This window comes from Azospirillum sp., from assembly GCF_050789165.1.
This window is the reverse complement of sequence record NZ_JBOZRT010000029.1, coordinates 1-15,399: the sequence shown is the minus strand read 5'-3', so window position 1 is coordinate 15,399 and position 15,399 is coordinate 1. Positions and strand designations below refer to the sequence as shown.

The window sequence follows — 15,399 nt, the reverse complement described above, 5'->3', positions numbered from 1 at the left end:
TTTCCCCCAAGGGAACAGGGCTTCGGAAGCACACGAAACCGCTTTGGGGGCCCCATGGGGAACGGCTTTACCGACCTGTCGAAGGACGGCGTGGCGCTGTTGGCCGTCCTGTTGAGGATGGGGCTGATCGCGCCGGGGCAGCCGTTCGAGGCGGAGACGCTGACGGGAGGCGTTTCCTCCACCGTCCTGAAGATCTCCAGCGCCGGCCGGGTCTTCTGCCTCAAGCAGGCGCTTCCCAAGCTGAAGGTGGCCAAGGACTGGCAGGTTCCGGTCGACCGCGTCTTCGGCGAGATCGACTGGCTGTCCACCGTGTCCTCCATCGCGCCCGAAGCGGTGCCGGCGGTATGCGGAGTCGACCGGGATTCCCGATGCTTCGCCATGGAATTCCTCCCCGAGGAGGAGTACCCGAACTGGAAGTCCCTGCTGCTGCAGGGCCGTGTCGACGCCGGCTTCGCCGCCGCCGTCTGCGCGACGCTCGGCCTGATCCACGCGAGAACGGCAGCCGACCCGGTCCTGGCCGGGCGGTTCGCCACGGACGCCAACTTCTACGCGATCCGCCTGGAGCCGTACCTCGCCGAAACGGCGCGCAACCATGCCCGTCTGGCGCCGCGGATCCTGGAGGTGCTCGAGCGGACGCGCACGACCAAACTCGTGCTGGTGCATGGCGACGTCAGCCCCAAGAACATCCTCGTCGGCCGCAAGGGGCCCGTGTTCCTGGACGCCGAATGCGCCTGGTACGGCGATCCGGCCTTCGACCTCGCCTTCTGCCTGAACCATCTGCTCCTCAAGGCCGTCCACAACCCGGTCGCCGCGCCGTCGCTGCTGGCGGCGTTCGCCGCGTCCAGCGCCGCCTACCTCGACCAGGTTGGATGGGAGCCGCGCGACCGCTTCGAGGAACGCGCCGCGGCGCTCCTGCCGTGCCTGATGCTCGCGCGTGTCGACGGGAAGTCTCCGGTCGAGTATCTCGCGGAGGCCGGGCGTGCGCTCGTGCGGACACTCGCCGTGGCGATGATCGACCGGCGGCCGATCACGCTGGACCAGATTGCCGCGTTCGTTCGCAAGGAGATGACGTCGTGAGCCGGATCAAGGATGTTCGAGGCCGCCAGGTGTGGGATTCGCGCGGATGGCCGACCGTCGAGGTCGAGGTCACGCTCGACTCCGGCGCGGTCGGTCGCGGCATCGCGCCCGCCGGCGCGTCGCGGGGCGCCCATGAAGCGGTGGAACTGCGGGACGGCGGCGCGCCGCTCGGTGGCAAGGGCGTGCGCACCGCCCTGGCGGGCATCGAGCGCGACATCGCGCCGGCGCTCGTCGGCCTGCCGGTCGCCGATCAGGCGCGGATCGACCGGACGCTGATCGACCTCGACGGGACGCCGAACCGCTCCCGGCTCGGCGGCAACGCGGTCGTCGCCACCTCGATGGCGGCGCTCAACGCCGCCGCAGCCGACGCCGGGCTGCCGCTGTGGCGCCACCTCGCCGAGGACCGGCCGGTGCGGCTGCCGCTGCCGCAGATCCAGATCTTCGGCGGCGGCGCCCACGCCGGGCGCCGGATCGACATCCAGGACCTGATGGTGATCGCCACCGGCGCCGGGTCGTTCGGGCAGGCGCTCGAGATGACGGCGGAGGTCTATCACAGCGCCGGCCGGATCATGGCCGGGCGCGGTCTCTTGCAGGGCGTCGCCGACGAGGGCGGCTGGTGGCCGGCGTTCGACACCAACGAAGAGGCGCTGGACACACTGGTCCGCGCCATCGAGGGCGCCGGCCTCGTGCCGGGAGAGGACGTGTGCATCGCCCTGGACATCGCCGCCTCGGAGTTCGGCAGGAACGGCCGCTATCGCCTCGGGCTTGAGGGGGTGGAGTACGATTCCGACGGCCTGTGCGCGGTGCTGCTCGGCTGGCTCGACCGTTACCCGATCGTCTCGATCGAAGACCCGCTCGCGGAGGACGACGAGGCCGGTCTCGTCGCCTTCACCCGCGCCGCGGGAACGCGCGTCCAGATCGTCGGCGACGATTATCTGGTCACCGACGCGCGGCGGGTGGAGGCGGCGGCGGCCAGGGGTGCCTGCAACGCGGTCCTCCTCAAGCCCAATCAGGCCGGCACCATCACGGAGACCCGCGCCGCGCTGGCCGCCGCGCAGGCGGCCGGCTTCAACACCATCGTGTCCGCCCGTTCGGGTGAAACCGAAGACGCGATCATCGTCCATCTCTCGACCGGCTGGAACGCCGGCCAGCTGAAAGTCGGCTCCTTCGCCCGGTCCGAACGGATGGCCAAGTGGAACGAAGCCATACGGCTCGAATCCACAGGGCTTCCATTTTTCGGACAAGCCGCGCTGCAATTTCCGACGCGCTCCGCGTAGGCCTCGGATGACCACTGGCTCCTGGCGGGTGAACGAGACTACGTCATATTGCTGAACAGGATCACCGACGGATCATGCGGCTGATCCGGCCGGGGCTCGGCGTCAAGAACCTGCCCGGCCCGCTGGCGCTCAAGCGGATGATGGCGGCCATGGTGGAGCTGTTCTGCGACAGCTTCGCCACGGTGCCGCGACGCCTCGTGCTGGACATCGACGACACCGAGGATCGCGTCCACGGCGCCCAGCAGCTGTCGCTCTTTCACGCCCACTACCACGGGCGCTGCTTCCTGCCGATGCACATCTACGAGGCGGCCACCGGCAAGCCGGTCGCCGTCATCCTGCCCCCGGCAAGACGCCGGACGGTGCCGAGGTGGCGCTGGTGCTGCATCACGTCTTGCGGGCCATCCGCGCCCGCTGGCCGCGCATTGATATCCTGGAGCGCGGCGACAGCCATTACGGCCGCCACGAGGCGATGAGCTGGTGCGACCGAAGGCATCGCTCTGGCGCGAGGCGCAGTTCGACACGCTACGCCTCGGCCTCATCAAGGTGGCGGCACGGGTCACCGAGATGGTGACGCGCATCAAGGTGTCTCTGCCGACCAGCTTCCCCTACCAGGAAAGCCTCGCGGGGCTGGCCGCACGCACCGTCAAGCTGCCGCCGTGAATGCCGGGGCGATGTGCCCCCGAACAAACCTGCCCCCGCCCCCAGCCCCGTCATGCCGCGCCGTTGGCGCCACCTATCGGCACGCCTCTGGGGCGCCGTTCCAAAACGGCCGATGAATGATCCGGGCCAACGTCACACGCTGGATCTCAAGGCAGGTGAAGCGGTGCGCGGCCGTAATCGTTGTTCGCCTCGACGAGGTTCGCGAGGCAACGCAGGAAGACCGAGCGGTCCTCGTCAGAGAGCGGCGCCACGGTGCGGTCGTGTGCACGTCCCGCACTCCCGTCGATGTGCCGCAGCAGCGCGCGCCCGGCTTCCGTGATCGAGACGAGCTTTACCCGGCGATCCGCAAGGCCAGGGCGACGCACCAGCAGACCTCGCTGCACCAGCCTGGTCAGCACACCCGTCATGGTGGTCCGGTCCATGCCGATCTGGGCTCCGAGCGAAACCTGGTCGAGATCGGGTTTCGACGCGAGCACGGTCAGCACGCTGTACTGCACCGGCGTGATCTTGAATTCCGCGCATTCCTCCATGAACAACGCCACATGGATCTGGTGAAGCCGGCGAATGAGAAAGCCGGGGCGCTGCGCCAAGGTACGACAGGCGTCATCCGTCAGCAGATCTTCGGTGGGCATCGGATGCACCGTATCAATGGTCCATGGCGGTGAAGGTGGCGCACAACGCTGCGTTTTCCAGCCTCCGGATGTTCCCCCGGCCTGCCAAGGGCAAGCCGGGGGAACAAACGCCCTAGGTCCCCGTGCGGGAGGCCGCCTGGAGAACGGACTCGTCCCGGTACTGCCCCCACACCCTGTCCAGGAAGTCGAGGCTCTCCGGATCGAGATCGAAGCGCGGTTCCGGGTCGCGGTCCCAGTGACCGTAGGCGTCCGTGCCGGCGATCGGCAGCGCGGCCCGCCGACCGAGCGTGGAGCGCACGTGCGCCGGCATGTAGAAGAACGCCAGCCCGATCCTCCGGTCCGGTGACGGATTGGGCAGCGAGCCGTGTACCGTTCGTTCGTGGTGGATGGAGAACTCGCCCGGTTCCAGTTCCAGATCCACCGCCTGCGTCTCGTCAATGCCGCGGATCGTCTGCCCGCGCGCCAGCAGATTGTTGGCGTCGTAGGTTTCCTCGTGCTGGAGGTCGGGGCCGAGATGGCTCTTGGGAATGACGCGCAGGCAGCCGTTCGACCGGTTGCTCGGCGTGAAGGCAACCCAGACGGTCACCTCCTCGTGCGGGTCGAGCCCGTAATAGGCTGAGTCCTGGTGCCAGGACACGTAACGCACATCCCGTCCGTTCTTGGCGAACAGCGACGATCCGAACAGCAGGATGTCATCGCCGATCAGCGATCGGACGGCATTCACAATGGCCGGATTGCGGGACAGTTCGACCATCCACGGATAGGCGAGGTGTGCCTTGATCTTCAGGCGCTTCTGCGCCTCCTGGCCGGTCTGGGCCTCATACTCAGCGATGCGGCGGCAGTAGCCGGCCGCGTCCTCGGCGCTGATGGCCCGCAACGGGGCCAGATAGCCTTCACGCTGGAAGGACTGGATCTGCTCGTCGGTCAAGGATCCGTTCATGGGTGCTCCTCCCCTCCTGTGGATTCGCGCCGGCTGCCCGACGTCAATTGAGGCGCATGTCCGCCTGTTTCACGTCCGGCGGCGACAGCACGACCGGCTTCCCGCCCTGCACCTGGATAATGGGCAGATTGCGCGCCGCGTTCATGCCATCCGCACGGAAGCGGATCGGTCCGTAGAAGGTCTGCAAATCCGTCTTCACGAGTTCGGCGCGGACCTTGTCGCGGTCGGTGGTGCCGGCGCGTTCGATCGCCTTCTGCAGCACGATCAACGCCGCCGCGGACGACGCGTGGACGTAATCCGGCTCCTGCCCGGTCTTCTTCAAGACCGCGTCGTAGAACTCCTTGGTCGTCCCAAAAACGTCATCGCCCTTGTAGTTGGTCGAGTGATGCCACCAGGTGGCGCTCGTGACGTTCTCCGCAAGGGGCCCGAGATTGTCCATGAACTCCTTGTAGGCGGGGCCGGTGATCATCGTAATGATCGGCACGGTGACGCCGAGATCCGCCATCTGCTTGCGGAAAAGCACCAAGTCCTGCGTATAGCCGGAGACGAAGACCCAGTCGGGCTTCAGCGGCTTGATGCTGCTGATCGTCGAGGAATGGTCGAGCGTGCCGACGGGGTAGAAGCTCTGATGCACGACCGTCAAGCCATGCTTGGGCGCGTAGTCGGCCAGCGACGTGGCCATCAGTTTGGGGAAGACGTCGTCACGGCCGATCACGGCGACGGTCTTCATGTCCGGCTTCGCCGCCTTGAACTGGTCGAACATCGCCTCGATCAGGCCGATGCTGGGCGCCAGCGTGCCGAACAGGTTCTTGAATCCCTGGTCGTGCACCGGCTCCGAGGACGCGACGGCGATGATGGGGACGCCATACCGCTCGGCCACTCCGGCGACGATCTTGGTGTGCCCGGACCCGAACGGCGCGGTCATGAAGTCCACCTTGTCGACGGTGATCAACTTTTCCGCGAGCTGCTGGGCGCGTTTGCCGTCGGTTTGGTAATCGTAGGTGAGGAGTTCCACCTTCATCTTCTTGCCGCCGACGGCGATGCCCCCGGCGGCGTTTACTCGTTCCAGCCAGAGTTCGTAGGCGGCAGCCTGCTTCTTTCCCTCGTCGGCGAGGCCACCGGAGAGCGCAAGCGGAGCGCCGATGCGAATCGTCTTGTCCTGGGCCGCCGCCGGCGAGCCGAACGTGAGCGCCGTGGCCACGGCTAGGGCCGCCCCCAATCCAATGTGCCTTTTCATGCTCGATCCTCCCGTCTTATCAGGGCGGCGGGCGTAACGGCTGCGGCCGTGGCTGGAACCGCCGACATCTCCGCACGGCGTCAGGACCATTCGCGCGTTGCGTGTGGCGGCCACGCCGGCGGTCGCGCGACGACATGGTCTGCCGGCCGTCCCGGCTGGCCGGGCGAATGAGCCATACGTGAGTATGTCCGGAGTCGGATTGTCGCGCAAGCAAATCGTATGTACACTGACGATCTGCTTGGCCGCCGTGTTTGGTCGCTGGCAGCCCAGAAGCAAACCGGGTGTAGGGGGCCGATGGCCATGCCGGAATTGCAGATCCTCATCAACGGCCTCGTGCTGGGATCGCTCTACGCCTGCATGGCCGTCGGGTTCTCGCTGGTGTGGGGCGTGTTGAACGTCATCAACATGCTGCACGGCTCCTTCATCGTGCTGGGCGCGTACATCGCCTTTTTCTTGCATCGCGAGCTGGGAGTGCACCCGTTCTTCAGCATCCCGATCGCCGGGGCGGCGCTGTTCGCGCTCGGCTACGCCCTGCAGCGGGGCGCCATCAACCGGGTGGTGGCGCGACCGGTCCTGACGACGCTGACGCTGACGTTCGGCCTCGACATGCTGGCGTACAACATCATGATCTTCGCCTTTTCCGCCACGCCGGTGCGGATCATCCTCGACGTCGGGCGGATCGAGGCGGCCGGCATCGTCGTGCCGGTGGACCGGGTCGCCGCCATGATGCTGGCGCTGTCGCTCACCGCCATCCTTTACGCGGTGATGCGCGGATCGCAGATGGGGCGAGCGATCGTGGCGGTGCGCATGGACCGCGATGCGGCCGCACTCATGGGCATCAAGGTGGAGAGGATCTACGCCATCACGTTCGCGCTCGGCGCGATGATGGCCGGCGCGGCGGGATGCGTTCTCGCCATGGTCTTCCCGATCAGCCCGACCATTTCCGGCCAATACCTTGGCAAGGTGTTCGTGGTGTGCGTGCTGGGTGGCCTCGGCAACGTCCCCGGCGCGCTGGTCGGCGGATTCGCCCTCGGTCTCATCGAATCCTTCTCCGGCGTCTATCTCGGCCCGCAGAACGCGATGATGATGGGTTACCTGCTCATGCTCCTGCTGTTGCTCGTCCGGCCGACCGGAATCATAGGGCGAAGGGGCTACGAATGAGGATCCAATACGCACTGCTCGGTATCGGTTCGGCGCTTCTGCTTCTGCTGCCGGTCATCGGCGACAACTACCTTGTCCGGTTCGGCACCTTCCTGTGTCTGTACGCGTCTCTGGCGATAGGGTGGAACATCATTGGCGGGGTGACGGGCTATCCGTCCTTCGGCACGGCGGCCTTCTTCGGAGCGGGGGCCTACGCCGGCGCGATTCTCCAGATCGCCGGTGCGCCGATGGCCGTGGCGTGGGTCGGTGCGGCCGCCATCGCGGCCGCGGCCGCAGCTGTGGTCGGCGTCATGATCCTACGGTTGCGCGGACACTACTTCGCGGTCGGCTCAATCGCCCTGGTGGAGGTCGCGCGGCTGGTGGCAAGTTCCTGGACCGACATGACCGGCGGCGGCATGGGCCTCAACGTGCCGATCCTGGCCGGCGGGCCGGACTACGCCGGCGCCGTCTTCCTGTACTCGATGTTCGTGGTGGCTGCCCTCGCCTTCGCGGCGTCGCTGTGGATCGACCAGGGCTCCCTTGGGTTCGCCCTTCGCTGCATCCAGCAGAACGAGGACGCGGCCAACATGGTCGGGATCAACACCACGGCCTGCAAGATCGCGGCCTTTGTCCTCTCGTCGGTGTTCGCCGGCGCGGCGGGGGCGATCTACGCCAGTTGGACCGCCTACCTCGATCCGACGGATGCCTTCAGCATTCTGATGACGCTCAAGGTGCCCGTGATGGCGATGCTGGGAGGCGCGGGAACGATGCTGGGCCCAATCGTCGGCGTCATCGCCTTCCAGACCATGGAGGAACTCGTCTGGTCGAACTTCCTGGAGCTGCATCACGCCATCCTGGGCCTGATCATCGTCGGCCTCATCTTCCTTCTTCCGGGCGGCCTCCTCAGCCTGCGAGGCCGGCGCCGCCGGGCCGGCGCCTCGGTGAAGCGGCGTGAGGTGCCCGCGGAATGAGCGCAATCCCCCTTCTTCGGGTCAGCAACCTGAACAAGTCGTTCGGCGGCGTGCGCGCCGTGCACGCCGTGTCGTTCGAGGTGGGCCGCGGCGAAATCGTCGGGCTGATCGGTCCCAACGGCGCCGGCAAGACGACGCTCGTCAATCTGATCACGGGTGTTCTGCGTCCCGGCGGCGGCCGCATCGAGTTCGACGGCGTCGATGTGACCAACCAGCGTCCGTTCCAGGCGGCGCGCCGGGGCCTTGCCCGCACCTTTCAGGTCGTGCAGCCGTTTCCGCAGATGTCGGTTCTGGAGAACGTGGCGGCCGGCGCCCTGTTCGCAGGCGGTGCCGGCAGCCGACGCGAGGCGGAGGTGGCCGCGGCCGAGCAGATCGAGTTCGTCGGCCTGGCCGATCTGGCCCACGCACCCGCGTCATCGCTGACGCTGCCCAACCGCAAACGCCTGGAGTTCGCCAAGAGTCTGGCGATGAACCCGCGGCTGCTGATGCTTGACGAGGTCAACGCCGGCCTCAACAGCGGCGAGCTTGACGCGGCTGTGCGCCTGATCCGCAGCATTGCCGCGCGCGGCATCACCATCGTCCTGATCGAACACCTGATGAAGGTGGTGCTCGGCCTCAGCCAGCGGATCCTCGTGCTGCACCATGGCGAACTGATCCGCGAAGGCGTGCCGCAGGAGGTGATCAACGATCCTCAAGTCGTTGCGGCGTACCTCGGTCGCCGCTTCGCCGAACGCTATGGGAGTCCTGCCCGTGCCGACTCCGCTCCTTGAGATCCGGGGCCTTGCCGCCGGCTATGGCGACGTGCAGGTGCTGTGGGGCGTCGACCTGGTCGTCGAGCCCGGCGAGATCGCCTGTGTCGTGGGCTCGAACGGCGCCGGCAAGACGACTCTCCTGCGGACGATCTCCGGCCTGCTGCGGCCGATGGCCGGGACCATCCGGTTCGCGGGGCTGGATCTCGCCGGCGCGGCGCCCGACCGGGTGCTCATGGCGGGCATCGCCCATGTGCCGGAGGGCAGGCGGCTGTTCCGCGGGTTGAGCGTGCGCGACAACCTCCTCCTGGGCACCTACGCGCGCACCGATGGCCGGTCCGCCATCGAGAAGGACCTCGCCTTCGTGTACGACCTCTTCCCCATTCTCAAGGAGCGCTCCGACCAGGACGCCACCACGATGTCGGGCGGCGAACAGCAGATGTGTGCCATCGGCCGCGGGATCATGGCCAAGCCGCGGCTGCTCATGATCGACGAGATGTCGCTGGGCCTTGCCCCCCGGGCGGTCGAGATCCTGGGCGAGGCGCTGATCGACATCAACGGCCACGGCTTGTCCATCCTTCTCGTGGAGCAGGACGTCGTGACCGCGTTCGATCTCGCCCGCCACGGCTTCGTCGTCGATATGGGCCGCGTGACGTTGAGCGGCGAGACCGCGGCCCTTGCCAAAGACCCGGCAATGCGTGGCGCCTACCTTGGTGATTGAATGCCTTGTCCGGCTTCGTCTGGTGTCGCGCCACGCCTGAACTGAGGACGCAGGGAACCCGGAGGAGGAACGCCGCAAATACGCGACGGCAGGGCATCGTCACACAAACCGCTGTGTTGGCGAGCCCGAGGGGCACTGGGCATGGTAGCGGGATGAGACGTGATCCTGGTCCGCACCACCGCCATCCTTATCCGGCCGCGCTGATCGCGCTTGCGATCTGGCTGCACCACACGTTTCCGCTCAGCTTCCGAGACGTTGAGCCGCTCTTGGCCGAGCGCGGCGTCCAGGTGTCCTACGAAACGGTCCGGCGCTGGTGTCGAAAGTTCGCGCAGACCTTCGCCAACCGGCTCCGCCGCCAGCCTCCACGGCCCGGCGATCGCTGGCACTTGGACGAGGTGTTCATCAAGATCAATGGCGTCCAGCACGACCTCTGGCGCGCCGTCGACCGCGTAATCGTCGCGCCGGCCCCGGCCAGCAATGCGTCCTAAGGCAGCAGCACGGAGTCGAGGACGGCCAGGGAGGCGAGGCCGCACTCCGCGTGGTCGAGCGACAGCGCCTCGTGCAGGAGCGGGCAGACCCCGCAGGGATTTTCCCTCCGCAGGGCCGGCCGGGGTATGATCGCCGTTTGTTGGAGATCTGTTGCGTGTGCAGACGTGGGCATGGACGGACGCAGAAGCGGGATTGGATCGGACCATGCGTCGACGCACCTGAACCGTCGCCGAAAGGCCTGGCGCTGGCAGGGACTCCGGACGCTGGCGCGGATGGCCGGGTGCGCCGGAGAGGAGCAAGGCAGGCCTGAGGCCGGCCCTTCGGGTCCCAACGGTCATCGGCTCCAGGGATGCCGATGAACGCGAAAGGAACGTTTCGTTCAGCTTGCGCTCAGGTGGCCTCAATCATGGTCGATGGGATCAGCGCTCAGAAGTCAGCGTCGGACAGAGAGGCGGGCATGACAAAACGATACCACCGTAACGACACGCCCGCGCTGCGCTCCCTGGGCGCCGCGGGCCTGATGCTGCTGGCCGGCGCCATCGCTGTGCCGCAGGATGCCGTCGCCGGCAACCTGGACGCTGCGGCTGTCCCCGTTGTCCAAGCCGCACGGCATCTGACCGGGCAGGGGTATGGACGCGTCCTCTCCATCGAGTGTGCAGCGGAGACCTGCCTCGCCCGGGTGCGCCTCGACAGCGGAGCGTTGTCGCGGCTGAACGTGGATCCGCGGTCCGGACGGATCATCGTCGAGCAGACGGCCAGCTCGGATGGGGTTGCCGGCTCGGTCCTGCGGGCACTCGTGCGGACCGCCAGCCCTCCGAAGTTGGACCTGCTTCCGCGCGCGGCCCGGCAGGCTCTGGCATCGGGCGAGTTCACGGCCATCCAACGCGTCGGGTTCAGCGGCGACGCCATCGAGTTCGCCATGCTGGATCGCTCGGGCCGCATCGTCGGGCGGCTGGTCGACTCCTCCACCGGCCGTGTCCTGCCGCATTCGGTCAGCGAGGCCGACTAACTCGCCACCACCGGCGCCGAACGGGAGCCCCAGACGATGCGTGTGCTGTTGGTGGAGGATGATCCGCTCCTCGGAAGCGGCGTACGGGCCGGCCTCGAACAGGCCGGCGTCACCGCCGACTGGACGCAGGACGGCGAGGAGGCCGAGGCCGCCCTGAGCGCAATGACGTACGACGCCGTGGTCCTCGACCTCGGCCTGCCGAGGATGGACGGGTTGTCGCTGCTCCGTCGGCTGCGATCACGTCATGATCCGGTCCCTGTGCTGGTGCTTACCGCCCGCGGAGCTGTCAGCGACCGCGTCACTGGGCTGGACGCTGGCGCCGACGACTACTTGGCCAAGCCCTTCGATCTGGCAGAACTGCAGGCCCGACTGCGCGCACTGCTCCGCCGGTCCAGGGGCATCGCCACCCCGGTGATCCGGTGCGGGCGGATCGAGCTGGATCCGGCGGCGCGCGCGGCGACCCTTGATGGCAAGCCGGTCGACCTCCTGCCACGCGAGTTCGCAACGCTCGAAGCTCTGTTGCTGAACACCGGCCGCGTGCTGTCCAAGGCACAGATCGAGGATCGGCTGTATGGCTGGGGCGACGAGATCGAGAGCAACGCGATCGAGGTCTATGTGCATCATCTGCGGCGCAAGCTCTATCCCGACCTGATCCGCACGGTGCGTGGCGTCGGCTACTTCGTGCCCAAGGATCCGACATGAGGCCGTCCCTGGGCCGGCGGCTGCTGGGCGTGCTGCTGACCACGGTGCTGCTGGCGTGGACGGCGACTGCGTTCTTCTCGTACGTCGACGCCCGGCGAGCGATCGGCGCCATGCTGGATGATCATCTGCGGCAATCGGCGGAGCTGCTGCTCAGCCACACCGATGAGACACCGGCCGGCGCATCCGGCAATGCTCATGGCGGCTGGGTCCTTGCCTTCCAGGTTCGGCATGCGGATGGGCGGGTCCTGCGCCGCTCCGCTGATGTCTCTGACGAGCCGTTCGCCCCGGTCGAGGACGGCTTCGCCGACGTGGAGCGCAGCGGCGAGCGCTGGCGCGCCTTCGCCTTACGCGACACGGTCCATGGGCTCTCGGTCCAGGTCGCCGAACGCTACGCCTTCCGGAATGAACTGGCCGGCACAGTCGCGAGCCACCTTCTGCACCCGCTCGCCGTCGCTCTGCCGGCCCTGGCAGGGCTGATCTGGCTTTCGGTCGGCTGGGGACTGGCGCCGCTGCGCACCTTCGCCGCGGATGTGGTGCGCCGCGATCCCGACGCACGCCATTCCCTGGCGGTCGCCGGCACCCCGCAGGAGGTGCTGCCGGTGGCGCAGGCGCTCGATGGTCTCTTCTCCCGCGTCGCAGCGCTGATCGAGAAGGAGCGCCGGTTCACCGCCGACGCCGCGCATGAGCTGCGCACGCCACTCGCCGCCATCAAGACCCAGGCTCAGGTCGCCCTCGCCTCCGTACGGGAAGCCGGCGCACGGGAGGCCATCACCCGTGTCGTCATCGGCACCGACCGCGCCGCTCATCTCGTGGAACAGCTCCTGCTCCTGGCACGCCTCGACCCGCAGCAGTCCCTCAAGGCTGCCCCGGTGCGTCTGGACGAGGTCGCGCAGCACGTGGTGGCCGAACTCGCCCCTTGGGCAGCCAACAAGGCCATCGATCTCGGGCTGGACGTCAGCGCCTCTGCCCCGACGGTGCTGGGGGATGCCGCGCTCCTCGGCGCCCTGCTGCGCAACCTGGTGGACAACGCCGTGCGCTACACGCCGCCGGGGGGCCGGGTGGACGTCGTCGTCGAGGCCGAACGGGATCGGGTGCGGCTGCGAGTGGTCGACGACGGGCCCGGGATTCCCGCACCGGAGCATGAGCGGATCTTCGACCGCTTCTACCGCGGGCTGGGGAGCATGGAGCCGGGCAGCGGCCTCGGCCTGTCCATCGTCGCGCGCATCGCCGACCTGCACGGCGCGACACCGGTGCTCTCGGCGGGCGCCGGCGGGTGTGGGCTGGCCGTTACCGTGGACTTCGCGACGGCGGCGGTTTAAGCGCCGTTTAAGCCGAGAGGCGCAGCGTCCGGATCGACCCGCAGGTCCTGCGGCATGCCAACCGATCCAAGGAGTAGATCCATGCGCCCGATGAAGAGCCTCCTCGCCACACTGCTCACCGCCGGCCTCGCCCTCGGGGCCGCCAGCCCGACGCTGGCCGCCGGCGAGCATTCCCACGACGCCGGCACGATGACCCTGACGCTGGACCATGGCAAGAAGTGGCCGACGGATGCCTCCCTGCGGAAGGGGATGTCCGGCATCCGCACGGTGATTGGTTCGGCGCTAGAGCCGATCCACAAGGGAACCCTGCCCGCGGCCCGGTACGGGGAGCTGGCCGCGGCCATCGAGAGCGAGGTCGATCAGATCGTGAAGACCTGTAAGCTGCCCGATGCCGCCGACGCTCAGCTGCACATCGTGCTGGCGCAGCTGCTGGAGGGCGTCGAGGGCATGAAGGGGGGAGAGCACCGGCAGGCCGGAGCGGTCAAGGTCGTCAGCGCCTTGGACGCCTATGGCAAGCATTTTGACCACGCGGATTGGAAGCCGATGGCCCACTGATCCGGGAAGGAGCGCTGAACATGGCGTTCGGCGCTCCTTCACCACCTTGCGCAGCAGGTCCATCACGATGCCGGCGCGCTCGGAGTCCAGCGCCGCCGTCGGTTCGTCGGCCAGGATGATGCGCGGCCGGTTGGCCAGCGCTCGCGCGATGGCGACGCGTTGCGCCTCACCGCCCGACAGCCGATCCGGCCGGCATCGGCGATCCGCTGGAGGTGGCGGTCACGTTGCGTTGGCGCGGTGTCGGCAGTAGCGCTGGGAACCGCGGTGGTGCGTGGCGGAATGACCACCACGGCTCCAGGATCGCGCAGCGCGATGGTTTGGTAGATCGGCTCACCGTCGTAGGCGCCATCCGCCAACACCGTGGTGATAGGGCCACGGGTCTGCTCGAGCAAGGGGCCGACCTGCGAGGCGTCACCGGCCTTGGTGGTCGTCAGCACCGCGTCGACGATTGTCGAGGAGGTCGCGTCCACACAGGTGCAACTTGCGCCATGATCGCGGGCCGCGAGCGTCGTGCTTGTCGGTCAGCCACTGGCCGGCCCCGTAGACTGAACCGCACCGGGTTTCCCGGAGGCCCCGTTTCCTGAGAGGACGGGGTCATTATGACGAAACAGGCATCACCCACATACACCCCTGAAGTCCGTGAGCACGCCTCGCAGTGGGCGGCGACCTGCTCGATCGCGGCGAAGATCGGCTGGAATCCCGAGACGCTGCTGCCCATCGCATTCCGGAACATCCGCCGACGGGTTTGGCCGGCGCTATCTCTGGATGGGCATACGCTCAAGGGCGCCGGCTTCGACCTGCTCCCCTGTGTCAACAGGAGAAGGCGGCCAGAAGTGGGACCACGCCAGATCATTGGCAACGTAATTCACGGAATCGCCAACGACGTTGAACGCAACAAACCCAGCCGCAGTGGCGGGACTTCCGGTCAGCAACATCCCAGTGAAAAAAATTCTACCTGCATTGATGGTCACATAGCTGGTGGTCTTTGCCACCCCGATGTTCTCATCTTTGGAACCTTCATCGTTCGATGAAAGCCCCCAGAACTTTTCGTGATAATAGTAAAAGATCGGTTCTGTGACAAAAGATACGGCGGCCAGAGCGCTTCCGGCCGCCAAGCCACCGGCAAAAGCCATTCCGAACAGAAAATCGTTGAGCGATGATAGGCTTTGGTAGGTAACGGTCTTATAGATTGTCCGTTCGTCGAAGTCAAATTCTTCCGGATCGCTCGCAACGACTTGCGCTGCTGCCGCCCCGGACCAAAGCGCAATGGCGAGAAGCACTCCTGCAAGACGCTTTATGGAGCCGTGATGTGTGAACATTCGGGAAGGGTACATCAATCGGGCCTTTCGGAGCCATCTTTTTGGTATACAAATGATTTCCACAGCCCCGGCCACCGCGGAAGTTCGACCGCATCCTGAGGTGGGCCCGATCGGCGAGCCGGCCGCAGTGGCCGGGGTGCGATCATGGACTCTGTTGCCACGTCGCCCGGCATGCGGCGGAATGGCTGGACGCTTGAAGGAGCCCAGCCGTGTCGGACTCCAAGGGGCGCCATTGCGAGGGTCAGATCGTGCTCTGGGCGGTGCCAAGCAGACCCTTGGGCTACGGACCGAGGGCGAAGGCCTGGCTGCGGGCGATGACCGCGGTATCATTCAAAAGCCGGCGACAGCTCCATCCCTCCGCAAAAAAAGGCATGAGAGGCATCATGGAACGGTGCCCTCCATTCTCGGACCCCATCTGAAGCGGCTCACGGCTGCGTCAGGCAAGCGCGCGCAGTTCGGCAAGCTTGGCGTTGCCGAGGGGGATGCCCTCCTCGGTGGCTCTGATGCGGCGGGCGTACCGGCGGTCGCCGGGCATGCGCTCCTGACCCGCGGCGCGCACCCGGCCGGTCAGGGTTTGGACGCGCTCGGCGAAGGCGGCGTTG

16 protein-coding genes and 2 pseudogenes are annotated in these 15,399 nt (G+C 67.2%); 13 read left to right on the top strand and 5 right to left on the bottom strand.

The window, feature by feature from the left end:
* Positions 1-54: 54 nt before the first annotated feature.
* The 4 genes and pseudogenes from ACRWK7_RS05580 (at position 55) to ACRWK7_RS05565 (ending at position 3,014) form a co-directional block, all read left to right on the top strand.
* Positions 55-1,077, top strand: a complete 1,023-nt coding sequence (locus ACRWK7_RS05580) for a phosphotransferase family protein (RefSeq protein WP_431855206.1) — start codon at positions 55-57, stop codon at positions 1,075-1,077.
* Positions 1,074-2,354, top strand: coding sequence for a phosphopyruvate hydratase (gene eno / locus ACRWK7_RS05575; protein ID WP_431855205.1), 1,281 nt, complete (start codon positions 1,074-1,076; stop codon positions 2,352-2,354). The genes ACRWK7_RS05580 and eno overlap by 4 nt, the downstream gene beginning before the upstream one ends.
* Before the next feature lie 74 nt (positions 2,355-2,428).
* A pseudogene (locus ACRWK7_RS05570) lies at positions 2,429-2,787 on the top strand (transposase); the annotation flags it as partial.
* A 44-nt stretch (positions 2,788-2,831) separates the two neighbouring features.
* A complete protein-coding gene (locus tag ACRWK7_RS05565; protein WP_431855204.1) occupies positions 2,832-3,014 on the top strand; it encodes a transposase in 183 nt (60 codons plus the stop codon).
* Between the two features lie 146 nt (positions 3,015-3,160).
* Here the strand turns inward: ACRWK7_RS05565 and ACRWK7_RS05560 are convergent, their stop codons facing one another.
* The 3 genes from ACRWK7_RS05560 to ACRWK7_RS05550 form a co-directional block, all read right to left on the bottom strand.
* Positions 3,161-3,646 carry a MarR family winged helix-turn-helix transcriptional regulator gene (locus ACRWK7_RS05560; protein WP_431855203.1) on the bottom strand — a complete coding sequence of 162 codons (486 nt, stop codon included), beginning with the start codon at positions 3,644-3,646 and terminating at the stop codon, positions 3,161-3,163.
* A gap of 112 nt (positions 3,647-3,758) precedes the next feature.
* Complete coding sequence (locus tag ACRWK7_RS05555; protein ID WP_431855202.1) at positions 3,759-4,586, bottom strand: phytanoyl-CoA dioxygenase family protein; 828 nt, start codon at positions 4,584-4,586, stop codon at positions 3,759-3,761.
* A gap of 43 nt (positions 4,587-4,629) precedes the next feature.
* A complete protein-coding gene (locus ACRWK7_RS05550; protein ID WP_431855201.1) occupies positions 4,630-5,787 on the bottom strand; it encodes an amino acid ABC transporter substrate-binding protein in 1,158 nt (385 codons plus the stop codon).
* A 336-nt stretch (positions 5,788-6,123) separates the two neighbouring features.
* On the opposite strand from ACRWK7_RS05550, the gene ACRWK7_RS05545 reads away from it, so the two are divergent.
* The 9 genes from ACRWK7_RS05545 to ACRWK7_RS05505 all read left to right on the top strand — a co-directional run bounded on the left by ACRWK7_RS05545 (position 6,124) and on the right by ACRWK7_RS05505 (position 13,478).
* On the top strand, positions 6,124-6,984 hold the full coding sequence (locus ACRWK7_RS05545) for a branched-chain amino acid ABC transporter permease (RefSeq protein ID WP_431855200.1): 861 nt from the start codon (positions 6,124-6,126) through the stop codon (positions 6,982-6,984).
* The gene (locus ACRWK7_RS05540) at positions 6,981-7,934 is read left to right on the top strand and encodes a branched-chain amino acid ABC transporter permease (RefSeq protein ID WP_431855199.1); all 954 of its coding nucleotides are present in this window, start codon (positions 6,981-6,983) and stop codon (positions 7,932-7,934) included. The genes ACRWK7_RS05545 and ACRWK7_RS05540 overlap by 4 nt, the downstream gene beginning before the upstream one ends.
* The gene (locus ACRWK7_RS05535) at positions 7,931-8,704 is read left to right on the top strand and encodes an ABC transporter ATP-binding protein (protein WP_431855198.1); all 774 of its coding nucleotides are present in this window, start codon (positions 7,931-7,933) and stop codon (positions 8,702-8,704) included. The genes ACRWK7_RS05540 and ACRWK7_RS05535 overlap by 4 nt, the downstream gene beginning before the upstream one ends.
* Positions 8,685-9,404, top strand: coding sequence for an ABC transporter ATP-binding protein (locus ACRWK7_RS05530; RefSeq protein ID WP_431855197.1), 720 nt, complete (start codon positions 8,685-8,687; stop codon positions 9,402-9,404). Before ACRWK7_RS05535 ends, ACRWK7_RS05530 begins: the two co-directional genes overlap by 20 nt.
* A 152-nt stretch (positions 9,405-9,556) precedes the next feature.
* Positions 9,557-9,892 carry an IS6 family transposase gene (locus tag ACRWK7_RS05525; protein WP_431855196.1) on the top strand — a complete coding sequence of 112 codons (336 nt, stop codon included), beginning with the start codon at positions 9,557-9,559 and terminating at the stop codon, positions 9,890-9,892.
* Between the two features lie 458 nt (positions 9,893-10,350).
* Positions 10,351-10,902, top strand: a complete 552-nt coding sequence (locus ACRWK7_RS05520) for a hypothetical protein (RefSeq protein ID WP_431855195.1) — start codon at positions 10,351-10,353, stop codon at positions 10,900-10,902.
* Between the two features lie 36 nt (positions 10,903-10,938).
* Positions 10,939-11,604: a response regulator gene (locus ACRWK7_RS05515; protein ID WP_431855194.1), complete on the top strand. Its 666-nt coding sequence runs from the start codon at positions 10,939-10,941 to the stop codon at positions 11,602-11,604.
* Complete coding sequence (locus ACRWK7_RS05510; RefSeq protein WP_431855193.1) at positions 11,601-12,923, top strand: ATP-binding protein; 1,323 nt, start codon at positions 11,601-11,603, stop codon at positions 12,921-12,923. Before ACRWK7_RS05515 ends, ACRWK7_RS05510 begins: the two co-directional genes overlap by 4 nt.
* Positions 12,924-13,004: 81 nt before the next feature.
* The gene (locus ACRWK7_RS05505) at positions 13,005-13,478 is read left to right on the top strand and encodes a hypothetical protein (protein ID WP_431855192.1); all 474 of its coding nucleotides are present in this window, start codon (positions 13,005-13,007) and stop codon (positions 13,476-13,478) included.
* A gap of 179 nt (positions 13,479-13,657) precedes the next feature.
* Here ACRWK7_RS05505 and ACRWK7_RS05500 read toward each other — a convergent pair.
* Positions 13,658-14,024, bottom strand: a pseudogene (locus ACRWK7_RS05500) (transposase); the annotation flags it as partial.
* A 209-nt stretch (positions 14,025-14,233) separates the two neighbouring features.
* The gene (locus ACRWK7_RS05495; RefSeq protein WP_431855191.1) at positions 14,234-14,797 is read right to left on the bottom strand and encodes a DUF2061 domain-containing protein; all 564 of its coding nucleotides are present in this window, start codon (positions 14,795-14,797) and stop codon (positions 14,234-14,236) included.
* Between the last annotated feature and the right edge of the window lie 602 nt (positions 14,798-15,399).

Excerpts from the sequence above, each read along its gene's own strand:
- ACRWK7_RS05515 (WP_431855194.1), top strand. The coding sequence starts at position 10,939 with ATGCGTGTGCTGTTGGTGGAGGATGATCCGCTCCTCGGAAGCGGCGTA.
- ACRWK7_RS05525 (WP_431855196.1), top strand. The coding sequence starts at position 9,557 with ATGAGACGTGATCCTGGTCCGCACCACCGCCATCCTTATCCGGCCGCG.
- ACRWK7_RS05505 (WP_431855192.1), top strand. The coding sequence starts at position 13,005 with ATGCGCCCGATGAAGAGCCTCCTCGCCACACTGCTCACCGCCGGCCTC.
- ACRWK7_RS05540 (WP_431855199.1), top strand. The coding sequence starts at position 6,981 with ATGAGGATCCAATACGCACTGCTCGGTATCGGTTCGGCGCTTCTGCTT.
- ACRWK7_RS05580 (WP_431855206.1), top strand. The coding sequence starts at position 55 with ATGGGGAACGGCTTTACCGACCTGTCGAAGGACGGCGTGGCGCTGTTG.
- ACRWK7_RS05495 (WP_431855191.1), bottom strand. The coding sequence starts at position 14,797 with ATGTTCACACATCACGGCTCCATAAAGCGTCTTGCAGGAGTGCTTCTC.
- ACRWK7_RS05545 (WP_431855200.1), top strand. The coding sequence starts at position 6,124 with ATGCCGGAATTGCAGATCCTCATCAACGGCCTCGTGCTGGGATCGCTC.
- ACRWK7_RS05535 (WP_431855198.1), top strand. The coding sequence starts at position 7,931 with ATGAGCGCAATCCCCCTTCTTCGGGTCAGCAACCTGAACAAGTCGTTC.
- ACRWK7_RS05520 (WP_431855195.1), top strand. The coding sequence starts at position 10,351 with ATGACAAAACGATACCACCGTAACGACACGCCCGCGCTGCGCTCCCTG.
- ACRWK7_RS05560 (WP_431855203.1), bottom strand. The coding sequence starts at position 3,646 with ATGCCCACCGAAGATCTGCTGACGGATGACGCCTGTCGTACCTTGGCG.
- ACRWK7_RS05510 (WP_431855193.1), top strand. The coding sequence starts at position 11,601 with ATGAGGCCGTCCCTGGGCCGGCGGCTGCTGGGCGTGCTGCTGACCACG.
- ACRWK7_RS05555 (WP_431855202.1), bottom strand. The coding sequence starts at position 4,586 with ATGAACGGATCCTTGACCGACGAGCAGATCCAGTCCTTCCAGCGTGAA.